This window comes from Mycolicibacterium aubagnense, assembly GCF_010730955.1.
Lineage (GTDB): Bacteria > Actinomycetota > Actinomycetes > Mycobacteriales > Mycobacteriaceae > Mycobacterium > Mycobacterium aubagnense.
In genome coordinates, this window is sequence record NZ_AP022577.1 from 3,668,884 (window position 1) to 3,693,094 (window position 24,211).

Annotated in this window: 18 protein-coding genes and 1 pseudogene; 13 read left to right on the forward strand and 6 right to left on the reverse strand. The window is 67.3% G+C overall.

The features are described from left to right. Nucleotides 1-60: 60 nt before the first annotated feature. The 8 genes from G6N59_RS17795 (at nt 61) to G6N59_RS17830 (ending at nt 10,262) form a co-directional block, all read left to right on the forward strand. The gene (locus G6N59_RS17795; protein ID WP_234884017.1) at nt 61-1,344 is read left to right on the forward strand and encodes a calcium:cation antiporter family protein; all 1,284 of its coding nucleotides are present in this window, start codon (nt 61-63) and stop codon (nt 1,342-1,344) included. A 43-nt stretch (nt 1,345-1,387) separates the two neighbouring features. Then, complete coding sequence (gene fadD4 / locus G6N59_RS17800; protein WP_138228126.1) at nt 1,388-2,905, forward strand: fatty-acid--CoA ligase FadD4; 1,518 nt, start codon at nt 1,388-1,390, stop codon at nt 2,903-2,905. Nucleotides 2,906-3,027: 122 nt separating this feature from the next. Beyond that, a complete protein-coding gene (locus G6N59_RS17805; RefSeq protein ID WP_138228153.1) occupies nt 3,028-4,014 on the forward strand; it encodes a MaoC family dehydratase in 987 nt (328 codons plus the stop codon). Between the two features lie 33 nt (nt 4,015-4,047). Further along, nucleotides 4,048-5,094 (forward strand): PucR family transcriptional regulator, encoded by a 1,047-nt coding sequence (locus tag G6N59_RS17810; protein ID WP_138228127.1) that lies wholly within the window; start codon nt 4,048-4,050, stop codon nt 5,092-5,094. A 141-nt stretch (nt 5,095-5,235) separates the two neighbouring features. Continuing rightward, entirely contained in the window at nt 5,236-5,799 is a 564-nt protein-coding gene (locus G6N59_RS17815) for a nuclear transport factor 2 family protein (protein ID WP_179970214.1), read from the forward strand. Continuing rightward, nucleotides 5,792-7,486, forward strand: coding sequence for a steroid-22-oyl-CoA synthetase (locus tag G6N59_RS17820; RefSeq protein ID WP_138228129.1), 1,695 nt, complete (start codon nt 5,792-5,794; stop codon nt 7,484-7,486). The genes G6N59_RS17815 and G6N59_RS17820 overlap by 8 nt, the downstream gene beginning before the upstream one ends. A 21-nt stretch (nt 7,487-7,507) precedes the next feature. After that, on the forward strand, nt 7,508-9,070 hold the full coding sequence (locus tag G6N59_RS17825) for an FAD-binding protein (protein ID WP_138228130.1): 1,563 nt from the start codon (nt 7,508-7,510) through the stop codon (nt 9,068-9,070). A gap of 46 nt (nt 9,071-9,116) precedes the next feature. Beyond that, on the forward strand, nt 9,117-10,262 hold the full coding sequence (locus tag G6N59_RS17830) for a 3-ketosteroid-9-alpha-monooxygenase, oxygenase component (protein WP_138228131.1): 1,146 nt from the start codon (nt 9,117-9,119) through the stop codon (nt 10,260-10,262). 66 nt (nt 10,263-10,328) lie between these two features. Here the strand turns inward: G6N59_RS17830 and G6N59_RS17835 are convergent, their stop codons facing one another. After that, complete coding sequence (locus G6N59_RS17835) at nt 10,329-10,607, reverse strand: hypothetical protein (RefSeq protein WP_138228132.1); 279 nt, start codon at nt 10,605-10,607, stop codon at nt 10,329-10,331. A gap of 273 nt (nt 10,608-10,880) precedes the next feature. Next, nucleotides 10,881-11,798, reverse strand: coding sequence for an alpha/beta hydrolase (locus G6N59_RS17840; RefSeq protein WP_138228133.1), 918 nt, complete (start codon nt 11,796-11,798; stop codon nt 10,881-10,883). 265 nt (nt 11,799-12,063) lie between these two features. Here G6N59_RS17840 and G6N59_RS17845 point away from each other — a divergent pair. The 3 genes and pseudogenes from G6N59_RS17845 to G6N59_RS17855 all read left to right on the forward strand — a co-directional run bounded on the left by G6N59_RS17845 (nt 12,064) and on the right by G6N59_RS17855 (nt 16,222). Further along, nucleotides 12,064-13,297, forward strand: a pseudogene (locus G6N59_RS17845) (IS256 family transposase). 125 nt (nt 13,298-13,422) lie between these two features. Beyond that, on the forward strand, nt 13,423-14,817 hold the full coding sequence (locus G6N59_RS17850; protein ID WP_234884021.1) for an amino acid permease: 1,395 nt from the start codon (nt 13,423-13,425) through the stop codon (nt 14,815-14,817). Between the two features lie 46 nt (nt 14,818-14,863). Next, nucleotides 14,864-16,222, forward strand: a complete 1,359-nt coding sequence (locus G6N59_RS17855) for a WS/DGAT/MGAT family O-acyltransferase (protein ID WP_138228155.1) — start codon at nt 14,864-14,866, stop codon at nt 16,220-16,222. A gap of 138 nt (nt 16,223-16,360) precedes the next feature. Here the strand turns inward: G6N59_RS17855 and G6N59_RS17860 are convergent, their stop codons facing one another. The 3 genes from G6N59_RS17860 to G6N59_RS17870 all read right to left on the reverse strand — a co-directional run bounded on the left by G6N59_RS17860 (nt 16,361) and on the right by G6N59_RS17870 (nt 20,927). Beyond that, on the reverse strand, nt 16,361-17,260 hold the full coding sequence (locus tag G6N59_RS17860) for a DUF559 domain-containing protein (protein ID WP_138228156.1): 900 nt from the start codon (nt 17,258-17,260) through the stop codon (nt 16,361-16,363). A gap of 134 nt (nt 17,261-17,394) precedes the next feature. Next, nucleotides 17,395-18,639, reverse strand: coding sequence for a septum formation family protein (locus tag G6N59_RS17865; RefSeq protein ID WP_163911415.1), 1,245 nt, complete (start codon nt 18,637-18,639; stop codon nt 17,395-17,397). An 89-nt stretch (nt 18,640-18,728) separates the two neighbouring features. Beyond that, entirely contained in the window at nt 18,729-20,927 is a 2,199-nt protein-coding gene (locus tag G6N59_RS17870) for an acyl-CoA dehydrogenase family protein (protein WP_138228158.1), read from the reverse strand. Nucleotides 20,928-21,071: 144 nt separating this feature from the next. Here G6N59_RS17870 and G6N59_RS17875 point away from each other — a divergent pair, with 144 nt between their 5' ends. Further along, complete coding sequence (locus G6N59_RS17875; protein WP_138228159.1) at nt 21,072-22,295, forward strand: alpha/beta hydrolase; 1,224 nt, start codon at nt 21,072-21,074, stop codon at nt 22,293-22,295. A gap of 45 nt (nt 22,296-22,340) precedes the next feature. Further along, nucleotides 22,341-23,759, forward strand: coding sequence for a WS/DGAT/MGAT family O-acyltransferase (locus G6N59_RS17880; RefSeq protein WP_138228160.1), 1,419 nt, complete (start codon nt 22,341-22,343; stop codon nt 23,757-23,759). Between the two features lie 19 nt (nt 23,760-23,778). Here the strand turns inward: G6N59_RS17880 and G6N59_RS17885 are convergent, their stop codons facing one another. Further along, the gene (locus G6N59_RS17885; RefSeq protein WP_138228161.1) at nt 23,779-24,138 is read right to left on the reverse strand and encodes a hypothetical protein; all 360 of its coding nucleotides are present in this window, start codon (nt 24,136-24,138) and stop codon (nt 23,779-23,781) included. Nucleotides 24,139-24,211 lie beyond the last annotated feature (73 nt).

A 24,211-nucleotide genomic window follows, 5' to 3' on the forward strand; every position in this document is an offset into this window, starting at 1 on the left:
CATCAATTCGTAGCAACGGCTAAGTTGCTGACGCTACTTTGGGTGGCTATCGTCTCCGGCGTGACCAGCACCCGATCCGCCGGCCCGACCACGCGTCGGCCGCTTGTGCGATCCCTGCTGCTGGCCGCCGTGTTCGTCGCTCCCGCGGTGGCGCTGCGCCTCACGGGTATCCACCCCAACCCCGTCGTCTCGCTGCTGGCCTTCGGCGCGGCCGTCGTCGCCGCCAGCTTCGTCCTGGCCTGGGCCGCGGAAGCAGCGCAGGTTGACGTGTCCGGTGGCCTCGCCATCGCCGTCCTGGCGCTCATCGCGGTGCTGCCCGAATATGCCGTCGACCTCTACTACGCCTACGTCGCCGGCCACAACGCCGAATACGTCCAGTACGCCGCCGCCAACATGACCGGCTCCAACCGGCTGCTCATGGGTATCGGCTGGCCGGTCGTGGTGATCGTCGGGCTGTACGTCGCGCAGAAGATGTCGGCGGACCAGAGCAGCAAACGGCTGCTGGCGCTGGACCCCGGCAACCGGGTCGAGCTGGGCTTCCTGCTCATCGCCGGACTCGTCGCCTTCATCATCCCGGCGACCGGTCGCATCCACCTGGTGCTGGGTGTCGCATTGCTGGCCTGGTTCGGCTTCTACCTGTACAAACTCACCCGCGGTGAGGCTGAAGAGCCTGACCTCGTCGGCACCGCCGCGGCCCTCGGCGCGCTGCCGGACCGGGCCCGCCGGATCACGGTCGTGGCGCTGTTCCTGCTGTCCGGCGCGGTGATCCTGATGTGCGCCGAGCCGTTCGCGAACAGCCTCATCGCCGCCGGTGCCGAACTGGGCATCGACCGCTTCCTTCTGGTGCAATGGCTGGCGCCGCTGGCCTCGGAGGCGCCGGAGTTCATCATCGCGACCATCTTCGCCGCGCGGGGCAAGAGCACCGCGGCCATCGCGACGCTCATCTCGTCCAAGGTCAACCAGTGGACGCTGCTGATGGGGTCGCTGCCCATCGCGTATCTGGCCGGCGGCGGCGGAACCGAGCTGGTGCTGGACGGCCGGCAGATCGAGGAAGTGCTGCTGACGGCGACCCAGACCATGATGGGCGTCGCGCTGATCCTGTCGCTGCGGTTCCACCGGGCGACGGCCTGGCTGCTGCTGGCGCTGTTCGTGGTGCAGTTCCCGATCACGTCGACCACCGGCCGGCTCGTGCTGTGCGGCGTTTACGGTGCGCTGACGGTCGTGGGCTTGATCATCAACCGTCGTCATGTCGCCGCGACGCTGCGGGCGCCGTTCGGTGGCGGCGACGATGACACGGACGCCGTCAGGTTCGATGGCAGGGAGTTGTCGGTAGTAACTCGGTAGCCGCTCTTGACAGGTGTCAAGTTCTCTGTCGTAGAGTGCCGTCATGCAGATTCGCCAGCACGTGGGCAATGGAAAACCGGCCGTCATCTTGCACCCGTCCGGCACGGTGGTGACGTTCGACGAGCTGGAGGCCCGGGCGAACCGCCTGGCGCACCATTTCCGGGCCAACGGACTGGTCGAGGGCGACGTCGTTGCCATCCTGATGGAGAACAACGAGCACATGCACGCCGCGATGTGGGGTGCGCGGCGCAGCGGCCTGTACTACGTACCGATCAACATCCACCTGACGCCGGCCGAAGCCGCGTACATCATCGAGAACAGCGGAGCGACCGCGGTCATCGGCTCGGCGGCCCTGGGTGACACCTGTGCGGGCCTGGCCGAACACCTCACCGCCGGACTGCCCAAGCTGCTCATGATCGCCGACGGTGAGCTGCCCGGTTGGGACACCTACCCGGAATGCGTTGCCGGCCAGCCGGATACGCCGATCGACGACGAAATCGAAGGTGACCTGCTGCAGTACTCGTCGGGCACGACAGGCCGTCCGAAGGGCATCAAGCGCGAGCTGACGCACCTGCCGCCGGCCGAGGTGCCCGGGCTGATGAAGATGCTGATGAGCTTCTGGCTCCCCAAGGACGCGGTCTACCTGAGCCCGGCGCCGCTGTATCACACCGCGCCGTCGGTGTGGTCGATGCAGATTCAGGCCGAGGGCGTCACCACCGTCGTGATGGAGAAGTTCGACGCCGAGGGCTGTCTGGACGCCATCGCACGCTACGGCATCACCCACGGCCAGTTCGTGCCCGTCATGTTCACCCGAATGCTGAAACTTCCTCAGAAGGTGCGGGATTCGTACGATCTGTCGTCGCTCAAGCGCGTCATGCACGCGGCAGCCCCGTGCCCAGTGGAGATCAAGAAGCAGATGATCGACTGGTGGGGGCCCATCGTCGACGAGTATTACGCGTCGTCCGAAGCCATCGGTTCCACCCTCATCACCGCCGAGGACTGGCTGACGCACCCCGGCTCGGTCGGCAAGCCGATGCTGGGCGTCCTGCACATCCTCGACGAGGAGGGCAACGAGCAGCCACAGGGCGTGCCCGGCGAAATCTACTTCGAGGGCGGGAACACGTTCGAATACCTGGACGACGCCGAAAAGACCGCGGCCTCAAGGGATAAGCACGGCTGGGCCACCGTCGGCGACATTGGCTACCTCGACGAGGACGGCTACCTCTACCTCACCGACCGTCGGCACCACATGATCATCAGTGGCGGCGTGAACATCTACCCGCAGGAAGCGGAGAACGTCCTCGTCACCCATCCCAAGGTGATGGACGCCGCGGTGTTCGGCATTCCGGATGCCGAGATGGGTCAGAGCGTGAAAGCGGTTGTGCAGACCGTGGATCCGGCCGACGGCACGGAGGAATTCGGCGCAGAGCTGCTGGCCTGGCTGCGGGACCGGCTGACGCACTACAAGTGCCCGCGGTCCATCTCGTTCGAAGAGCAGTTGCCACGGACCGACACGGGCAAGCTGTACAAGCAGTCGCTGATCGAGAAGTACTCGGGATAGCGCACGTCGGGTAGCGCAGGACTTTATCGGCAAGAGTTCAGTTCGGTATCCATCTGTACCGTCCCGTGGACAGGAGTCGGACGGTGGTGCCAGCATTACCCGCTGTGACTTCGTTCGGTCAAATGGTGCCAGGCGGACCGTTTTTCGAGGACCTCGGCGTAGGCGAGGTCTTCGCCTGGGCGCCGGCCATGACGCTTACCGACGGCGCGGCCGCGGTGCACCAGGCCATCCTCGGCGACCGCATGCGGCTGCCGTTGGACGCCGGATTGTCCGCGGCCGTTACCGGATCGGCGCGGGCGCTCGCGCATCCGGCGCTCGTGTGCGACGTCGCGATCGGGCAGTCCACTCTGGCCACCCAACGGGTCAAGGCGAATCTGTTCTACCGCGGCCTGCGTTTCCACCGCTTCCCGCACATCGGCGACAGCATCACTACGCGCACTGAAGTCGTTGGACTCAAACAGAATTCAGCCAAACCAGGAAAGCCGCGCACCGGGTTGGCCGCCCTGCGCATGATCACCATCGACCAGAACGGCCGCACGGTACTCGACTTCCACCGGTGCGCTATGCTGCCGCTGCGCGAGGACGCCGCCGACACCGGCCACACCGACGACCTCAGCGCCATCGGCGCTGCCGTGCGGGGCCTCCCGGACCCCGCCGCGGACTGGAATGTCGATGCCTGGCGCTCCGCGGTGCCCGGCCCTGGTTTTGATCCGGAGCTCGCCGGCCAGATGTTCACCAGTACGGCCGATGTCGTCAGTGGCGCTCCGGAACTGGCCCGGCTGACGCTCAATATCGCTGCCACACATCATGATTCGCGGGTGGCCGGAAGTCGCCTGGTGTACGGCGGCCACACTATCGGTCTGGCGTTGGCCCAGGCCACGCGGCTGCTGCCGAACATCGTGACCGTCCTCGGCTGGGAATCGTGCGACCACACCGGCCCGGTGCGCGAGGGCGACACTCTGTACAGCGAGCTGCACATCGAGGCGGCCCACGGATCATCGTCGGGCCGCGGCGGCACGCTGGACCTGCGGTCCGTGGTGTTCGCGGTCGACGCCGACGGCCTTGACCGGCAGGTACTGGACTGGCGGTTCACCGTCCTGCTTTTTTGAATCATCGCCGCGATTCATTGTCAGAATGGCGGCGTGAACACGTTGCGATTGTCCGAGCTGGGCAGCGACCCGGAGTCGGTGCTGCGGCTCGTGCACTTCTTCGATGACCTGGATGCCACGGGTGTCGACGCGGTGCTGACGGCGGCCCGGGTGGTGGCCGGCTGCCCCGTGCACGTGCGCTGGGACGGCGCGGCGCCAGAGGTCTGGCTGCAGCGCGAGGCCCCGGCCCATCCGCTGGACGGCGTGCTGCTCGACCGGGTGCGGCACACGCTGGAGGCCACCAGCGCCCGGGTGCCGCCGAGCTTCGGCGATCCGGCCCTGGTCGAGGTGGTGCTGTCGAGCCGCGAACGCCCCGAGGACCGGGCCCGGGCCATCAGGCTGCTGGGGCTCGACGAGTCCCGCGAGGTCCGGGTGCTCGCGGTGTCCGCGCAGTCGTCGCCCGAAGCATTGCGGATCATCACATCGGCGCTGACCTCGGTGTCGGTGTGGACCGCGGACCTGGGTACCGCGACGGCTGTCGTATGCCAGGGCCGGACCAACACCCGCGCCCTGTCCGATGAACTGGACCGGGCCATCGTCGCCGCCTTCCCGGCGCCGCTACCCGAAGGAGCCGACCGCGGGCCGTGGATCGGCCTCGGGGCGGCCGGCGGAGTCTTCGCCGCACCGACGTCGTGGGGACAGGCCCTGCGGGCGTTGCGGTTCGCGTCGTCGACCGGTTTCGGCCGGCGCGCCGTCGCCTACGAGCGGTTGAGTGCTCTGGAACTGCTGGCCGAGCTCCCGCCCGACGCCACCCGCGGTAGTCATGCGCTAACCCGGATCAACGAGATCGCCGCGACCCCCGCGGGCCGGCTGCAGGTGGAGACCGCGGAGGCGTTCTGTGTGTTCGGTTCGCTGCGACGGACGGCCGAGGAACTGCACGTGCACCACAGCACGGTCGCGGCGCGGCTGGCGCACATCGAGTCCCAGCTGGGTTGGGACATGGACGATCCGCTGGATCGCTTCTCGGCGACCCTGGTCCTGATGATCCGCCGGATCACGCTGTCGTCGGCGGAGCTGACGGACGACCAGATTGGCCGCTGAGGCCGGAGCAGGGCCGACGATTGTCGGGTATATCAGGTCAATGATCCGACGCCTGTCGGATGACCTGGGCTGGTCGGGTTCGTGATGATTGCCACACACACTGAACAGTCCGCGTCAGTCGCAGATTCAAGGAGCACCCGCTTGGCCATCATCGACCCCACCAAGACGTGGGCCCCCGTCGAGGAACGCCTCGCCGCCACCACCAATGAGCGGCACCGTCAGGTGCTGGGCGTCGTCCTCGAGCACATGAAGGCCGAAGCGGAACCCGACATGGAGCGGCTGATGGCCACGCTGGCCCCGAACCCGGACTACCACTTCTGGTACGCCAACGCCGACATGGGCCCCAAGACCACCGATGGCGTGCGCGCCTACTACGAGGCATTCGTCGCCAGCGGCGCCAACCACCTCGTTTTCGAGATCGATCGCCTGGCCGTCGATGACAATCTGGTCATGACCGAAGGCTGGATGAAGATGATCTACCCGGGCGCGGCGGCGCAGGCCATCGGCGTCGAGGTCGACGATCCGGCCGGCGACTACCTGCTGCTGTTCCGTCAGCTCATCAACTGGCCCATCGACGCCGACGGCCTGATCCTCGGTGAGGACGCCTACCAGACCGGCCCGGTCAGCGTCACCAAGCTGAGCCACGAAGACCTGCCGCAGAAGTACGTCGACCAGAAGCGCGCCGCCGCCGAAGCTCATGCCTGATCAGCGAGAAAACATCGCAGCCCTGCTGCTCGACCGTCTCGGCGACGAGCGGCTGGGACTGCGCACCCGGGACCAGGATTGGACCTGGGACGAGGTGGTCCGGGAGTCGGCCGCCCGCGGCGCATACGCCGCGGAGCTGCGCGCCGAGGGGCCGTTTCATATCGGCGTGCTGTTGGACAACGTGCCCGACTTCATCTTCTGGCTGGGCGGTGCCGCCCTGGCCGGGGCGACGATCGTCGGCATCAACCCGACGCGTGGAAACCCGGAACTGGCCGGCGAGGTCCGGCACGCGGACTGCCAGCTGATCGTCACCGATTCGGCTGGGCGGGAACGGCTTTCGGGTCTGGACCTCGGTCTGACGCCCGAGCGCATCCTGGTCATCGACGACCCCGCCTACCAAGACGCGATTTGTGCACGAAAATCCGCGGCAAGCGCGGAAAATCGTGCACAAATCGCGGCGGGCGACGGAGTCGGCGCCGAAACGCTGATGCTGCTGCTGTTCACCTCCGGGACCACCGGTGCGTCGAAGGCCGTCAAGTGCAGCCAGGGCCGCCTGGCCTGGATCGCCCACTCGGCGGTCGAGAAGTTCCACCACGTCCGCGACGACGTCGACTACTGCTGCATGCCGCTCTTCCACGGCAACGCCATCATGGCGCTGTGGGCCCCGGCGCTGGCCGTCGGCGCGACGGTGTGCCTCACCCCGAGCTTCTCGGCGTCCGGATTCCTGCCCGACGTGCGCTTCTTCGGCGCCACGTTCTTCACCTACGTGGGCAAGGCGCTCGGCTACCTGCTGGCCACCCCCGAACAGCCGGACGACGCCGACAACCAGCTGAGCCGCGGGTTCGGCACCGAAGCCTCGCCGGAAGACCAGGCCTACTTCAAGCGCCGCTTCGGGGCGGAGCTGTTCGAGGGGTACGGCTCGAGCGAGGGCGGCGGCGCCGTGGTGCTCGACCCCGACCAGCCCGAGGGCGCGCTCGGCCGCCCGGCCCATCCCGGGGTGGCGATCGTCAACCCAGAAACCATGATCGATTGTGTCCCAGCGGTTTTGGACCGGCACGGCCGCATCCTCAACCCGGACGACGCCGTCGGCGAGATCGTCGACAAGCTCGGTACCAAAAAGTTCGAGGGCTACTACAAGAACGACGCCGCCGACGCCGACCGCATTCGGGGCGGCTGGTACTGGACGGGCGACCTGGGCTACCTCGACGAGAACGGCTTCATCTACTTCGCCGGCCGCCGCGGGGACTGGATTCGGGTCGACGGCGAGAACACCTCGGCGTTGTCCATCGAGCGCGTGCTGCGGCGGCACCCGGAAGTCATCGCCGCCGGCGTGTACGCGGTGCCGGACCCCCGTTCGGGAGATCAGGTGATGGCGGCCATCGAGGTGGCCGATCCGATCCGGTTCGACATGGACACGTTCGCGAAGTACCTGAACGATCAGGACGACCTGGGCAGCAAGGGCACCCCGCGGTTCCTGCGGGTCTCGGCGTCGCTGCCGGTCACGGGCTCCAACAAGGTGCTCAAGCGCGAGCTGCAGGCAGAAAAGTGGCATACCGAGGAACGGGTGTACCGCTGGGTGGGTCGCCCAGTGGGAAACAGGGTGCCGGACTTCCAACTTATGACCGACGATGCCAAGGGCGCGTTGGACGAGGAGTTCACGCGGTACGGCAGGCAAAGGTACCTCTAGCACCGGGTAGGAGATTTGGGCATGACGGACTGGGACGCGACGGTTGACGTGCTGGTGGCGGGCTCTGGTGGCGGCGGCGTCACCGGTGCCTACACCGCAGCGCGCGAGGGACTCGAGGTACTGCTGGTCGAGGCGACCGACAAGTTCGGTGGCACCACCGCCTACTCCGGTGGTGGCGGCGTGTGGTTCCCCTGCAACCCCGTGCTGCGGCGGGCCGGCACCGACGACACCATCGAAGATGCGCTGGAGTACTACCACGCCGTCGTCGGCGACCGGACGCCCCGCGAACTACAGGACACCTACGTCCGCAGCGGCGCTCCACTCATGGAGTACCTGGAGGCCGATCCCAACATCAAGTTCGACATGCTGCCCTGGCCGGACTACTTCGGGAAGCTGCCCAAGGCCCGGGTGGACGGTCAGCGGCACGTCGCGGCCCGACCGATGAAGATCGAAAAGGCCCCGGAGTTCAAGGAATTGGTGCGGGGCCCGCTCGACAACGACCGGCTCGGCGTTCCGCAGCCCGACGACTACTTCATCGGCGGCCGGGCGCTGATCGCCCGATTCCTCATGGCGCTGAAGCAATACCCTTCGGCTGCAACGCAACTGGGCACCGCTCTGGTGGAGTTGGTGACAGCGGACGGTGCCGTGGTGGGTGCCGTGGTCGAGACCGACGGGGTTCGGAAGGCCATCAGGGCGCGCAAGGGTGTGCTGTTGGCGGCAGGCGGCTTCGAGGGCAACGACGAGCTGCGCCAGAAGTACGGTGTGCCAGGCGAGGCGCGAGACACCATGGGGCCCTGGGGAAATCTGGGCCAGGCGCATGAAGCCGGCATCGCCGTCGGTGCCGACACCGACCTCATGGAACAAGCCTGGTGGTCACCGGGCCTCACGCACCCGGACGGTCGCAGCGCGTTCGCGCTGTGGTTCACCGGTGGCATCTTCGTCGACCAGGACGCCAGGCGGTTCGTCAACGAGTCCGCGGCGTACGACCGCATCGGCCGCGTCGTCGTGGACCGGATGGCCAAGGGCGAGATGACGCTGCCGTTCTGGATGATCTACGACGACGGTGAAGGTGGAGCTGATGGCGTCGTCCCCCCAATAAAGGCGACCAATGTGTCGATGGTCGAAACCGAGAAGTACGTCGACGCCGGGCTGTGGCAGACCGCCGACACCCTGGAAGAGCTGGCCGCCAAGATCGGGGTTCCCGCCGACCAGCTGGTGGCGACCGTCAAACAGTTCAACGAATACGCCGACGCCGGCTCCGACCCCGACTTCGGCCGCGGCGATGAGGCCTACGACCGCGCCTTCTCCGGCGGTGCGTGCCCGATGGTCCGGATCGACAAGGCGCCCTTCCATGCCGCCAGGTTCGGCATCTCCGACCTGGGCACCAAGGGCGGCTTACGTACCGACACCACCGGCCAGGTGCTCGACACCGCCGGCAACCCGATCGCCGGGTTGTACGCGGCGGGCAACACCATGGCCGCGCCGAGCGGCTACGCGTACCCGGGCGGCGGCAACCCGATCGGCACCAGCATGGTCTTCTCTCACCTGGCCGTGCTCGATATGGTCAGACGAGAGACTTCGTAAGAGTCCTGGTCCCCCCAGGGCTCGGCGAATTCGGAAGGAACACAACATGACTGAGACTGAGGTCCGGCACATCGACGCGGGCGTCGAGATGACCCGGTTCGCGCGCGGCTGGCACTGCATCGGATTGGCCGAGTCGTTCCGCGACGGCAAGCCGCACCCGGTACAGGCCTTCGGCACCAAGCTCGTGGTGTTCGCCGACTCCGCCGGTGCCATCAAGGTGCTGGACGGCTACTGCCGCCACATGGGTGGGGACCTGTCCCAGGGCACCGTCAAGGGTGACGCGGTCGCGTGCCCGTTCCACGACTGGCGCTGGGGTGGTGACGGCAAGTGCCAGCTGGTGCCCTACGCCAAGCGGACCCCGCGGCTGGCCCGCACCCGCGCCTGGCAGACCACCGAGGTCAACGGGCAGTTGCTGATCTGGCACGACCCCGAGGGCTCGACGCCGGGGGCGGAACTGACCCCGCCGACCATCGAGGGTTACGAGGAAGGGCAGTGGTCGCCGTGGCAGTGGAACTCGCTGCTGATCGAGGGATCGCACTGCCGAGAGATCGTCGACAACAACGTCGACATGGCGCATTTCTTCTACATCCACCACGCCTACCCGACGTACTTCAAGAACGTCATCGACGGTCACACCGCGAGCCAGTTCATGGAGTCCAAGCCGCGGCCGGACTACGCGACGCGAGAGCTGTGGGACGGCACCTACCTGCGGTCGGAGGCCACGTATTTCGGGCCGGCGTACATGATCAACTGGATCCACAACGATCTGGCGCCGGAATTCACAGTGGAGATCGCGCTGATCAACTGCCACTACCCGGTCACGCATGATTCGTTCGTGCTGCAGTGGGGCGTCGCGGTGCAGAACAACCCGGCCCTGCCGGCTGAGAAGGCCGAGAAGCTGGCGGCGGCGCTGAGCCGCAGCTTCGGCGACGGGTTCATGGAAGACGTCGAGATCTGGAAGAACAAGACCCGCATCGAGAATCCGCTGCTGACCGAGGAGGACGGCCCGGTCTACCAGCATCGCCGCTGGTATGAGCAGTTCTACGTCGACGTCGCCGATATCAAGCCGGACATGGTCGCCCGGTTCGAGCAGGAAGTCGACACCACTCACGCAGGCGGCCTGTGGCGCGAAGAGGTGGCCAAGAACCTGGCCAACCGCACGCCGGTCGGCGAGGCGCACGCCGCCCCGTAGTCGCGAGAAACACTGAGCCGCCCTCGACGTCGAGGGCGGCTCAGGCTCAGATCGGGTTGTCGGGGCCTAGCGGGCCGGGATTGCCTGCGGCGCCTGCGGGCTCTGCACGATGGCGGCGAGCTGGCCCAGGTTCTGCAGTTTGTCCAGGTCCGGAGCGGACGGGACCGGGACCGCGGAGAACGCCGGCAGCACCGGGTCGGCCGGCTTGTCCTGCAGCATGCCGAGGGCCATGTAGCCAGCCACGCCCAAACCTGCCGCCGTCAGCACCACCGCGGCGGTGGAACGCCGGAACAGCTGCCGCAGGGGGCCGATGTTTTCGGTCGTCTGATGGGTCAGGGTGGTCATTGCCGTGCCTCTTCTCTGGCGAAGATCACGACCGAGGTGGTCGTTGGTCTGTTCAACAACCATGCGCCCCGAAATGCTTCCCCGCAAGCGTTTATTTGATCGGCTAATTTCTTGAAAACCAGTTGTGACCTGCATAAATAAAGCTTAGATAGCTTAATCTAAGTAACGAAGATCACGCTCACGCCGGGGCGGTGGCACGGGATCGGCAGTGCCGCACCGGGGTTGCGGCAGCTGTGTGGTGGCCCCGAGGAGCCGACGAGTTAGCCGACGGGCCTAGCCGACGACGGCCGGGTTCAGCCGCGGCCGCAGGAACTCCACCTGACTGGCAAAGAACGCTCGGGCCACCTGGGTCTTGGCGGCGACGCCGTCGAAGCCGTGGTACGCCCCCGGCACCACTTCCAGCTCGCACGGGACGCCCGCCGCCCGCAGCCGCTCGGCGTAGTCGACGTCCTCGTCGTGGAAGACGTCTAAGGTCCCGACCCCGACCCAGGCCGGTGGCAGGCCGGACAGGTCGGTCCGCCGCGCGGGGACGGCGACCGCCGGGTCGGCGCCACCGAGGTACGCACGCCAGCCGAAGCGGTTCGATTTCTGAGTCCACAACCGGTGCCCAGGGTGGTCCAGGCCGGGCCGGCTGCCCGACCGGTCGTCGATCATCGGGTACACCAAGAGCTGTGCCGCCAAGGGAATCTCCCCGCGGTCCTGGGCCAGCTGGGCCAGTGCTGCGGTCAGTCCACCGCCTGCGCTCGCACCGCCGACGGCCACCCGCGCCGGATCCACGGCCGGCAGCTCGACCAGCCAGCGCAGCGCTGTATAGCAGTCCTCGAGCCCGGCCGGATACGGATTGTCGGGTGCCAACCGGTATTTCACCGCGGCCACGGTGATGCCCAGTTCGTCAGCGAAACGCCGGCACAACGCGTCATCCTGTGCCGGGCTGCCGATGAGGTAGCCGCCGCCGTGGATCCACAGCAGTGCGCCCCCGTGGCCGGTTCCGGCGGGCGGACGGTGCAGGCGGATTCCGACGCCCGACGGCAGTGTCAGCACCTCGACGCCTTCGGGGGTGCGGCGTTCCTGCAGGTGGGTCAGCAGGCGGACAATCCGGATGTTCCACGGCGTGACGGGGTTGCGCGGCATGAACCGCGCGGCCCGCGCCAGCTCGGGGTGGAAGTCGACTGTGTGGGAGGGACCCGGCATCTGACTGACATTACTGAACCAGGCTGTACCAGTGCGTTCACAAACAGGAAACTGGTTGTTCTGCGCGAAACTGCGCATCAGTGTTCACTGAAACGCTATGACTTCCACGCCGCATACGCATGTCGAGCCACGGTTGCGTCCATCAAGGTGGTGTACGAGTCGGACCTGATCAGCGGTACCGGCGTGTCGTAGCCGAGTGATTGAAGGTCATCGCGTGATTCTTCGAGAGACCGTCCAAAGTCACTCGAGCAAAGGAATCGACGCGATGACCACTGCCCACAATATCGATCTGCCCACTGTGCTGGCCGAACGACTCACCACTGCCCATCCCGACGTGCTGCGCGAGCTGCTGGCCACGTTCATCCACACCCTGATGGGCGCCGAAGCCGACGCCCTATGCGGTGCCGGCTACGGCGAACGCTCGGCTGAGCGCACCAATTCCCGCAACGGCTACCGACACCGTCAATTCGACACCCGTGCAGGGACTTTGGATCTTGCGATCCCGAAGCTGCGGCAAGGATCCTACTTCCCGGACTGGCTGCTGGAGCGCCGTAAACGCGCCGAGCGGGCCCTGACCACGGTGGTGGCGACGTGTTACCTGCTTGGTGTCTCGACGCGGCGGATGGACAAGCTGGTCGAGACCCTGGGCATCACGTCGTTGTCGAAGTCGCAGGTGTCGGTGATGGCCAGGAACTCGACGCCGCCGTGGAGGCGTTCCGGACCCGGCCGCTCGATGCCGGCCCGTATACGTTCGTCGCTGCGGACGCTCTGGTGCTCAAGGTGCGTGAAGCCGGCCGGGTGGTCAACGTGCACGCCCTGATCGCCGTCGGGGTCAACGCCGAGGGCTACCGCGAGATCCTGGGAATCGATGTCACGACCGCTGAGGACGGGCGGGCTGGTTGACGTTCTGGCGGTCGTTGACCGCCCGCGGCCTGTCCGGGGTCAAACTGGTCACCAGCGACGCCCACGCCGGGCTGGTCGCCGCCATCGGGGCCACCCTGCCCGGAGCGGCGTGGCAGCGCTGCAGAACCCACTACACGACCAACCTGATGTCCGTCACTCCCAAGAGTTCGTGGCCCTGGGTGCGCACCCTGCTGCACTCGGTGTTCGACCAACCTGACGCTGAATCCGTTGCTGCTCAATATGATCGGATCATCGACGCATTGTCCGACAAGCTGCCCAATGTCGCCGATCACCTCGAAGCGGCGCGGCCGGATCTGCTGGCGTTCACCGCGTTCCCCAAGCAGATCTGGCGCCAGATCTGGAGCAACAATCCCCAGGAACGACTCAACAAGGAGATCCGCCGGCGCACCGACGTCGTGGGCATCTTCCCCGACCGCGCGGCCCTGATCCGTCTCGTCGGAGCAGTGCTGGCCGAACAACACGACGAATGGGCCGAGTCGCGGCGCTACCTCGGCCTCGACGTTCTGAGCAAATCACGCACCGTCAACGACACCCCAACCGAACAGGAGGCTACCCCCGCGGCACTGCCCGCCTGACCCAACTACCTCGAAGAATCACACGACGACGTCATACACCACGTCCCTGGACTTGACCCGAGCCACCCGGACTGACGGCCGAAGACGCGGGCTATCACCACACGCTGAAACCGCGCCAGCTGCAGATGATCGCCATCGGCGGTGCCATCGGCACGGGGCTGTTCCTGGGCGCCGGTGGACGCTTGCACAATGCCGGGCCGGGCCTGTTCCTCGTCTACCTCGTCTGCGGCGGCTTCGTCTTTCTCATCCTGCGAGCGCTCGGCGAGTTGGTGCTGCACCGGCCGTCGTCGGGCTCCTTCGTGTCCTATGCGCGTGAATTCCTCGGTGAGAAGGCCGCTTACGTCGCGGGCTGGATGTACTTCCTCAACTGGGCCATGACGTCGATCGTCGACTCGACGGCCATCGCGACCTACTTCCACTACTGGTCGGCGTTCGGTGCCATCCCGCAGTGGCTGATCGCGCTCATCGCACTGGCCATCGTGATGGGCATGAACCTGATCTCGGTGACGCTGTTCGGCGAGCTCGAGTTCTGGGCGGCCCTGATCAAAGTCGTTGCGCTGGTGACGTTCCTGGTGGTCGGCACCGTCTTCCTGGTGGGCCGGTTCAAGATTGAGGGACAGACCACGGGTGTCAATGTCATCGCCCATACCGGCGGACTGTTCCCGACCGGACTCCTGCCGCTGGTTGTGGTGACCTCCGGGGTCGTCTTCGCTTACGCCGCAGTCGAACTCGTCGGCACCGCGGCGGGCGAGACGGCCGAGCCGCACAAGATCATGCCGCGGGCCATCAACTCGGTGATCTTCCGCATCGCGCTGTTCTACTGTGGGTCGCTGGTGCTGCTCGGCCTGCTGCTGCCGTACACCGCCTACAAGGCCGGCGAGAGCCCCTTCGTCACGTTCTTCTCCAAGATCGGGTTCGAGGGCGCCGGAACCGTCATGAACGTCGTCGTGCTCACCGCCGCGTTCTCCAGCCTCAACGCGGGCCTGTATTCCACCGGTCGCATCCTGCGCTCGATGGCGATGAACGGCAGCGCGCCGAAGTTCACCGGCGTCATGTCGAAACGTGGTGTGCCGTATGGCGGTATCTGTTTGACGGCCAGCATCGGCCTGCTCGGCGTCGTGCTCAACGGTGTCGTGCCGGCGCAGGCGTTCGAGATCGTGCTGAACATGGCGGCGCTCGGCATCATCGCATCGTGGGCCACCATCGTGATCTGCCAGCTGCAGTTGTTCCGGTGGTCCCAGCGCGGCGAGATGGAGCGGCCCGCGTTCCGCATGTGGGGTGCGCCGTACACCGGGTACCTGACCCTGGCCTTCCTGGCCGTGGTGTTGGTGCTCATGGCGTTCGACAAACCCGTGGGCACCTGGACGGTCGCGACGCTGCTGCTCATCATCCCGGCGCTGATCATCGGCTGGTTCGTCGCGCGCGGCCGGGTGTACGAGATCGCCAAGCAGCGGCAGGGGTTCACCGGACAGTTCCCGGTCGTCGCCAACCCGCCGCCACCGGGAGAGCGTCAGCCCTGATCCGGCAACCTGGTCACCGCCCGCCCAATCGCGGTTTACTTGGCGGGTGGAGATCATGTCGCCAACCGATGCCATGTTCCTGCTCGGCGAATCGCGCGAGCATCCGATGCACGTGGGCGGCCTGCAGCTCTTCACCCCGCCCGAAGGGGCCGGGCCGGAATTCGTCCACGACCTGTACCGGGACATGTTGGCGCACACCAACTTCAGTCCCACCTACCGCAAACGCCCGGCGCGGTTTCTCGGCGGCATCGCCAGCTTCGGTTGGGCCTATGACGACGAAGTCGACGCCGAATACCACCTGCGTCGCTCGGCGCTGCCCTCCCCAGGTCGGATTCGCGAACTGCTGGAGCTGACCTCTCGGCTGCACACCACCCTGCTGGACCGGCACCGTCCGTTGTGGGAGACCTACCTGGTGGAAGGTCTGGAGGACGGCCGGTTCGCGATCTATTCGAAGGCCCACCACGCGCTGCTCGACGGGGTGTCCGCGTTGCGGATGGCGATGCGCGCGCTGTCCGACGACCCGGCCGAGCTGGAGGTGCGGGTGCCGTGGGATCTGCCGTCGCGCAAGCGCACGCCGAAGAACAGCCCGTCGTTGGTGGGCTCGGCCTTGGGAACGGTGGGTGCGGCAGTCGGTCTCGCACCGTCGACGTTCCGGGTGGCGCGCGCGGCCCTGCTGGAACAGAACCTGACCCGGGCGTTCAGCGCGCCGAAGACCATGTTCAACGTCAAGATCGGCGGTGCCCGACGAGTGGCGGCGCAGTCCTGGTCGATCGACCGCATCAAGGCCGTCAAGCAGGCCTCCGGCGGCGTCACCGTCAATGACGTCGTGCTGGCCATGTGCTCCGGAGCGCTACGCGCCTACCTGATCGAGCACAGTGCCCTGCCCGACGCGCCGCTGATCGCGATGGTCCCGGTGAGCCTGCGGTCCGAGGCCGACGCCGATGCGGGTGGCAACCAGGTCGGCGCGATCCTGTGCAACCTGGCCACCGACGTCAAGGACCCGGCAACGCGGCTGCAGACCATCTCCGAGTCGATGCGCGGCAACAAGCAGGTGTTCGCGGGGCTGTCGAAGACGGAGTCCATGGCACTGTCGGCGCTGCTGCTGTCTCCGATCGCGCTGTCCACCGTGCCCGGCTTCGTCGACGCCACCCCGCCGCCGTTCAACATCGTCATCTCGAACGTGCCGGGGCCGCGGGTGCCGATGTACTGGAAGGGCGCCCGGCTCGACGGCAACTACCCGTTGTCCATCGCTCTGGATGGCCAGGCACTGAACATCACGCTGGTCAACAACGGCGGCAATCTCGACTTCGGGCTGGTCGGCTGCCGGCACAGCGTGCCGCACCTGCAGCGGCTGCTCGGCCACCTCGAGGACTCGCTGACAGACCTGGAGGCTGCGGTCCGTTAGCCGCCTAGCGGCTGAGGTCCGTTAGCCGCCTAGCGGCTGGGCACCGCCGCGCACCGCGATATCAACGTCGCGAGCCTGGCTGGGTGGCGGAAATCGCTGCGTGTCGGCGCCACGCGGTCAGGTTCGCGGAACGCTCACTCACGAGGCGTTACGCCACGTCGTGTCGCTGGGGTCGGGCCGAAAGTTCACCCGGTCATCCACTGCGCCTCGGGTAGCTCGCGCATGGGCGATTCTTCGCACCACCACGCCTGCGGGATCCCGCGAAGTCACGCGGATGACGAGCCAACCCATCTCGATCATCTCCTCGATCCGGGCGATGTCCTTGCGAATCTGTTCCGGGTCCGAGTGATGCCGGCCCTCGTATTCGACGGCGATCTTCAACTCTGCCCAGGCGAAGTCCACGATCCCGATGAGGACGCCGTATTCGTTGTATATCGGGTGCTGACTTTCCGGTCCCGGGAATCCTGCGCGAACGATGAGGAGTCGCAACGCCGTTTCGCGGGGCGACTCGGCTTTGGGATCAACGAGCGCAATAGACCTGCGTGCCTGCCGGATTCCGCGCTGCCCGGGATGACGTCGGGCTGCCAATTCGATGTCGGCGACCGTCAACCTCGTAGCCCGTGCCAGGGCATCGATCGCGGCGACTGCGACGTCCTCAGGGAACTTTCGCGCCAGATCGACTGCGGTGCGGGTCGGCGTCGTCAGCCGCAGCTCGCCGATCCGGCACACCTCGTTTGCGTCGGGGCAGTCCTCCCAGACCACGACTCCAGGTGTCGGTCGGCCTGGGCTGCCAATGATGTTGGCAGGCAAGGCCGCATCGATATACCTGCTGCCGTGCATCGCGGCGGCTGAGAACCCAGCAAGGATTCCCTCACGCCGGGAGCTCAGCCACGCTGCCTTAGCCCGCAGAATCGCACTCGGCTGTGTGCCTCTCGGCACGTACACGTCCTTGTGCACCGCAACGAAATTCGTCCGCAACTGGTACCGCGTCAGCCGCCCATCTGCCAACGCTTCACTCCCGATGAATGGCTCCCCCACGTCCGCAGTGTGCCCCGCCAACCGTCGGCGGTGCCACGGTCAATTGGCGCTCGCTGTGGATAACGCCCGCGATCCTGGCTGGAAGGCGGAGAACCAGCGGGAAAACCGCCGTGCGGTCAGCCTCGGCGCGCGGCTCACAGCGGCGGGGGCGCCCACGGGAAGGTAATCGGGGCCATGCCCGGGATCTCGAGCACATGCGACGGCCCGGCCGGATCCGCAGGCGCCGCAGGTTCGGCCGGGGGAGCCTGCGGTGCGTGCGCCGGGTTGTCGACCGGTGACGCCGGGGCGGCCGGTGGCACCGTGGTGTCGGTGACGGAAGTGCTCGTCGCCTCGGCGTTTTGGGCCGCCGAGGACGAAGACGCCGAGGACGGTGACGCCACCGCCGATGACGATGACGACGCCGGAGAAGACGCCGCGGTACTCGGGGCTGCTGCCGGAGCAGCGGCGGTGGTCGGGGCGTTGCTCGTCGGGGCGACGGTCGTCGCGGTCGTGACCGGACTCGGCAGTGCCACGGGGTGCGGGGTCGCGGCAGCGTGCGCCGCGGACGCACCGCCCGGGGCCTTGACGCTGCCGGTCAGGGGGCCTGGCGTCCGCGATGCCAGTGCGCACAGCACCTGGCGGCTGCCGGCGGCCCAGCTGGACGGGCCGATGGGCCGGTAGTTCAGCGTCAGGTCGTTGGCGTACAACGTCTTTGGCGCCAGGTACGCGGTGGCCATCGTCATGCAGGCCGGCCGCAGCACCGCCTCCTGCGCGGCGTCCGACGGCGCCGGGCCGTCGTGGAAGTGCGCGCTGAGGTCGATGGGGCCGACGGCCTCGACCGAATGCGGCTCGGCGCAGTCCACGGGCACCAGACCCGTCTGCCCGCCCTTCATGTCGGCACCCAGACACGTGCCGGGCGGCCACACCCGCGACTGATCCTGTTCGGCGACCAGCCCGCGGAACGGCAGCTGTTGGCCGTTCGGGCCCGGCAGCTGCAAACCGCACAGTGCCAGTCGAGGACCGGACCCGGAGCCGACCGATCGCAGTAGGCCGTACGCGAACCGGCCGTTCGGGTCGTAGTGCGGGCCGAGGTACCGGCGCCCTGACACTGCGCAGGATTCCTGATCGCCGTCGCCTTCGACGGAGTTGACGACCTCGAACAGGTGCGGGCTGCTGCACTGCACGAACGCGGGCCGTTGGGGAGGCTCAGGTTGCCAGGTCAGGCAGTTGCCGGCATGGGCACTGCGAAAGACGGTGGCGGTGTGGTCGTCGTCGGTGGCGCTGCCGGCGGACGGGCCGACCGCCGCCACTGCGACCAACCCAGCGATCAACTGGGCGCACAGCACAGCCGCTAGCAAAGCGCGGCGCGACGCCCAAAACGTGACCGAGAGCAGATTCATCGGTCCATAGCGTGACATATTCGACTGATCGACACAGCTTGGCGCGTCGATCTCTACCGAGTCGGGGCCGACTCGTGATGTGTGGTGACCTACTTGAGCAAAGGGTCACGGGGCAGGCCGAGAATCCGTTCGGCGATGGTGTTCCGGGTGATCTCCGAGGTGCCGCCGGCGATGGTCATGGCGCGGTAGCCCAGGTAGGCCTGGGTGAGCGCCGGAGTTTGCCCGGTCACGGCCGCGGGGCCGGCCAGCTTCATGCCCAGCTCGGTCTGGCGTTGCCCCTGCTCGGCGACCACGAGTTTTGTGACATTGCCCTCGGGCCCCGGTCCGGTGCCGGCGATGGCCCGGCTGATCCGGCGCAGGTTCAGCAGCCGCAGGGTGTGCCCCTCGGCGATCACCGCACCGGCCCGGTCGCGCAGCCCGGCGGCCACCTCCGGCGGGGCGGCGTCCAACAGCGCGATCAGATCGTCTGCGCTGAAGCCCGACTGCGCACCGGACCCGGCGCCGATCGACAGCCGCTCGTTGCCCAGCGTCGCCCGCGCCACCAGCCAGCCCTTGTTGACGTCCCCGACGACGTCGGCGTCGGGGACGAACACCTCGTCGAGGAACACCTCGTTGAAGTGGGCGTTGCCGGTGAGTCCCTTGAGGGGGTTGACGGTCACGCCCGGCGCTTTCATGTCGATCGCCATCATCGTGACGCCGGCGTGCTTGGGTGCGTCGGGATCGGTGCGGACGGTGGCCAGGCCCCACTGGCAGTACTGGGCCAGGCTGGTCCACACCTTCTGGCCCGTCACCAGCCAGCCGCCCTCGACTTTCTTGGCGCTGGTGCGCACGGCCGCCGCGTCCGAGCCGGCCTCGGGCTCGGAGAACAGCTGGCACCACATGATCTCGCCGCGCAGCACGGGGTAGACCCAGCGCTCACGTTGATCGTCGGTGCCGGCCTGCGCGATGGTGAGGGTCACCCAGCCCGTGATGCCCAGGTCGGGTCGGTCGACCGGCTTCTTCCCCCCGGTCGCTGCGCTCGTGCCCCCTGGAGCGCGGAACTCCTCCTCGATGGCCAGCTGCTCCAGCACGCCCGCATCGCGGCCCCACGGCTTGGGCCAGTGCGGCACGAGGTATCCGGAATCGACGAGAAAGTCCCGCCGCTTGTCCTCTGCGAGGGACTGCAGCGTGGCGACGGCGTCGCGGGCGGCCGCGCGGTACTCGGCCGCCTCCTCGGGCAGCGCGAACGACGCCCCATGGGCCCGGCCGCTGCGCTGCCCGTCGACCACGTCGGCGAGCGGGTCGGCGCCGTCCCCGGTCAGGGCGGCGAGCGTCAGGGCACGGCGCAGGTACAGGTGCGCGTCGTGCTCCCAGGTGAAGCCGATTCCGCCGTGCAGCTGAATGTTGTTCTCGGCGTTGAAGACCTGGCTGTGGATCGCCTGGGTGGCGGCCACGGCCGCGCCGAACCAGGCGTCGTCCAGATCGTCGGCGCGGGCGGCGTCCCACGCCGCTGCGGTGGTGAGTTCGGCTGCCACCAGCATGTTGGCGGCGTGGTGTTTGACGGCTTGGAACGTGCCGATGGTGCGGCCGAATTGTTCACGAACCTTGGCGTATTCGACGGCCATGTCCAGCGCCGCCCAGCTGACACCGACTGCTTCGGCGGCGGCCAGAATGCGAAAAGCCGTGTGTGCCTTGGGGGCCGCGCCGCGGATGACGGCTATTGCCTTGGCCTGGTCGAGGTTGACGGAGCCGATGCTGCGGGTGGTGTCCGCGGACTCCAACGCGATGACGGTCACTCCGTTGGCTTTGGCGTCGACGATCACCACGTCGTCACCGGCGACAAGCACCAGCAGCGCGGCATCGGGGGCGCCGAGCACCGTCGGACTCGCACCGAACACCGTGTGGCCGCTGACGTGGATGTGGCCCGACAAGCCCAGCGCGGCGGTGGTGCTGCCGTCGGCCAGCCCGGGCAGCAGTTGGGTGCGCACTGGATCGGTGCCGCACCGGTCGATGACGACGGCGGCGGCGACGGTCGGCAGGAACGGCCCGGGGCAGAGTTCGCGGCCCTGCGCCTCCAGCACCACCGCCAGTTCGGGCAACCCGAATCCGGAGCCGCCGTAGGCCTCGGGGATGGCCAGCCCCTGCCATCCCAGATCGGCGGCGGCGGTCCAGAACCCGGCTGGATGCGACGGCCCGCCCTCGAGCGTGGCGCGGGCAGCGGCCCGGCTGCCGAGCCGGTGCAGCAGCCCCGTGGCCGAGTCCGCGAGGTCGTTGTGGTCGTCGGTGATCGCCAGCGCTGAGGTGCCCATGGGTTGACTGTAAGCACGACGGTACGACTTCGAATGGGCCCTGAACAGCTGTGATGCACTTCACAAACCCACGCTCGCCGAACTGTGACCACAAACTTGCCGTGGCCCCGAAATCGCGTGGTCAGCCCGGTGTACGCTCGCGAAATGACGGCTCGACCGGATCATCACGATCACAGCCCAACGCTGGCGACCAGGCTCCGTTGGTTCATGGCAGCCAAGCCCGCCGATCACTTGTTGGCGATGGCAACGGCCGCCGCGTCCCTGCCGGTGATCGGCAAGAGTCTCGAGCCGCTCGGCGGGGCCACCGCGATGACGCTGTGGGGCATGCGGCACGTGCCCAGCTTCTGGGCGTCGACCTCCAAGGCGTTGTTCACTCCGAGCGTGGCGGAGATCCGCCGGGCGGAGCGTGATTGCACCAACGAGGTGATCCGGGCGGCGCTGACCGGGGTCGTGCCTCCGGCTGAACTCGACATCGAGTGGCCCGCACCGGAGCGCACGCCGCCGTTCTGGCGGGCGCGGGAGCATCGGCGTCAGGTGCACCGGACCTCGGTGCGTTACGGCGACAGCCCGTCCCAGCTGCTGGACGTCTGGCGCGCCGACGACCTACCGAGCCAACCGGCACCGGTGCTGATCTATCTGCCCGGTGGGGCCTGGGTGCACGGCAGCCGGCTGCTGCAGGGCTACGCCCTGATGAGTCACCTGGCCGAGCAGGGCTGGGTCTGTCTGTCCATCGACTATCGGGTGGCGCCGAATCACCGTTGGCCGCAACACATCACCGACGTCAAGACCGCGATCGCGTGGGCCCGGGCCAACGTCGACAAGTTCGGTGGCGACCGCGATTTCATCGCGATCTCGGGCGGCTCGGCGGGTGGACACCTCGCCGCGCTGGCCGGACTGACTGCGAACGATCCGGAATTGCAGGGCGACCTGCCCGAGGGCGCCGATACGTCGGTCGACGCCGTCGTCGGGATCTACGGCCGGTACGACTGGGAGGACCGGTCCACCAAGGAGCGCGAGGAGTTCGTCGACTTCCTGGAGCGTGTCGTGGTTCGGCGTCGCATCGACAAGCATCCGGAGATCTACCGGCAGGCTTCGCCGATCGCGCGCGTGCATCGGGATGCGCCGCCGTTCCTGGTCATTCACGGCAGTGGCGACAGCGTCATCCCGGTGGCCCAGGCGCGAGACTTCGTGCACGAACTGCGGACGGTATCGGAGTCGACCGTCAGTTATATCGAATTGCCCGGCGCCGGACACGGTTTCGACATGACAGACGGTGCCCGCACCGCATCGATGGCGACTGCCATAGGGTTGTTCCTCGACGAGGTTCGCCGGAACCAGATCCAGCAGCGTGTCGAAGAGGTCGTCTAGACCGTTCGACTGGCAGGCGTCTGACCGAAGCGCAGGAGAGGTCGAGTGAAACGACTGAGTGGGTGGGACGCGTTCCTGCTGTATTCGGAAACGCCCAACGTGCACATGCACACCCTCAAGATCGCCATCATCGATCTCGCCGGCCTCGGCGATCGCACGTTCGGAATCGACGAATTCCGCCGCGTGCTCCGGGAACGGCTGTACAAGCTGGAGCCGTTCGGCTACCAGCTCGTCGACATTCCGTTCAAGTTCCACCACCCGATGTGGCGGGAGCACGCGGATGTCGACCTCGAATACCACGTCCGGCCGTGGCGCGTGGCGGCGCCGGGCGGCCGGCGGGAGCTGGACGCCGCGATCGGCGAAATCGCAAGCACGCCACTGGATCGCAGCCGGCCGCTGTGGGAGATGTACCTCGTCGAAGGTTTGGCCAACGGGCGGGTTGCCGTGGTCGGAAAGATTCATCACGCGCTGGCCGACGGCGTGGCCTCGGCCAACCTGCTGGCCCTCGGCATGGACATCACCGAGGCGCCGCAGCATGACAACGATCTGTACGTGGCGGATCCGGCGCCGTCCCGCGGCCAGCTGGTCCGGTCAGCGTTCGTCGACCATCTCCGGCAGATCGCGCGCATTCCCGGCGTGGTGAAGTACACCGCCGACGGCATGACGCGGGTGCGTAAGAGCAGCCGCAAGTTGTCGCCCGAACTGACCCGGCCGTTCACCCCGCCGGCGAGCTTCATGAACCACGTGCTCACGCCCCAACGGCGTTTCGCCACAGCCACTTTGGCGCTCGCGGACGTCAAGGAAACCAGCAAGAAACTGGGCGTCACCATCAACGACCTGGTGCTGGCCATGTCGTCGGGCGCGCTGCGTGAGCTGCTGCTGAAATACGACGGCAAGGCCGACCACCCGCTACTGGCGTCGGTCCCGATGAGCTATGACTTCTCGCCGGATCGCATCTCCGGCAACCGATTCAGTGGCGTGCTGATCGCCCTCCCGGTCGACGTGGCCGACGCCTCGCAGCGTGTCCAGGAGGCCCGCGAGGCCGCCTTGCTGGCCAAGGAGAGCCACCAATTGGTCGGTCCGGAGCTGGTGGCCAGGTGGGCCGCGTACATGCCGCCCGCGCCCATGGAGTCGATGTTCCGCCGGCTGTCCAACATGGACGGTCAGAACAAGGTGCTGAACCTCAACATCTCCAACGTGCCGGGGCCGCGGGAACGCGGCAAGGTCGGCGGCGCCACCGTCACCGAGATCTATTCGGTCGGTCCGCTCACCGCGGGCAGCGGCCTGAACATCACCGTGTGGAGCTACGTCGACCAGCTCAACATCTCGGTGCTCGCCGACGGTGCGACCACCGACGATCCGCATGAAGTGACCACGGGCATGATGGAGGACTTCAAGAAGATCCGCAGGGCCGCAGGACTTTCCGAGGAGCTGACCGTCGTCGAGACCGCGATGGCGCAGTAGGCCCTGTCTCTTCGGAGCGTCAGTCCGACGGTCGATTGCGGAATCGTCTGTGTAGCACCTGCCGTGACACGCCCAGGATTCGTCCGATCTCGGCCCAAGTCCATCCGTTGGCGCGGGCCTGACGAACGGCTTGCTCGTATTGCGTTTTCGCGCTGACGAGGTTGTCGCGCGCTTGCGCCAGTGCAGTTCGGCTGATGCTGCCGAAGACGTCGGCGGCTATCGGATCGGGCGCTGGAGGCTCGTCCTCGAATGACCATTCGTCGTCATCATCGTCGAGACCATGTGTCTTTCGGAACGCGTCGCCGGCGGCGTCGATCTCCTCGCGAGTCGGACGGCGTGCTTGCGGTTCCCACCACAATCGCGGGGCCGGGTAGACCATGGCGTGTTCCTTCCGGAGTCGAGAACTGCCGAAAGTATGTGCCGTAGGACCGACAGATCCGCTTCGCGCACGG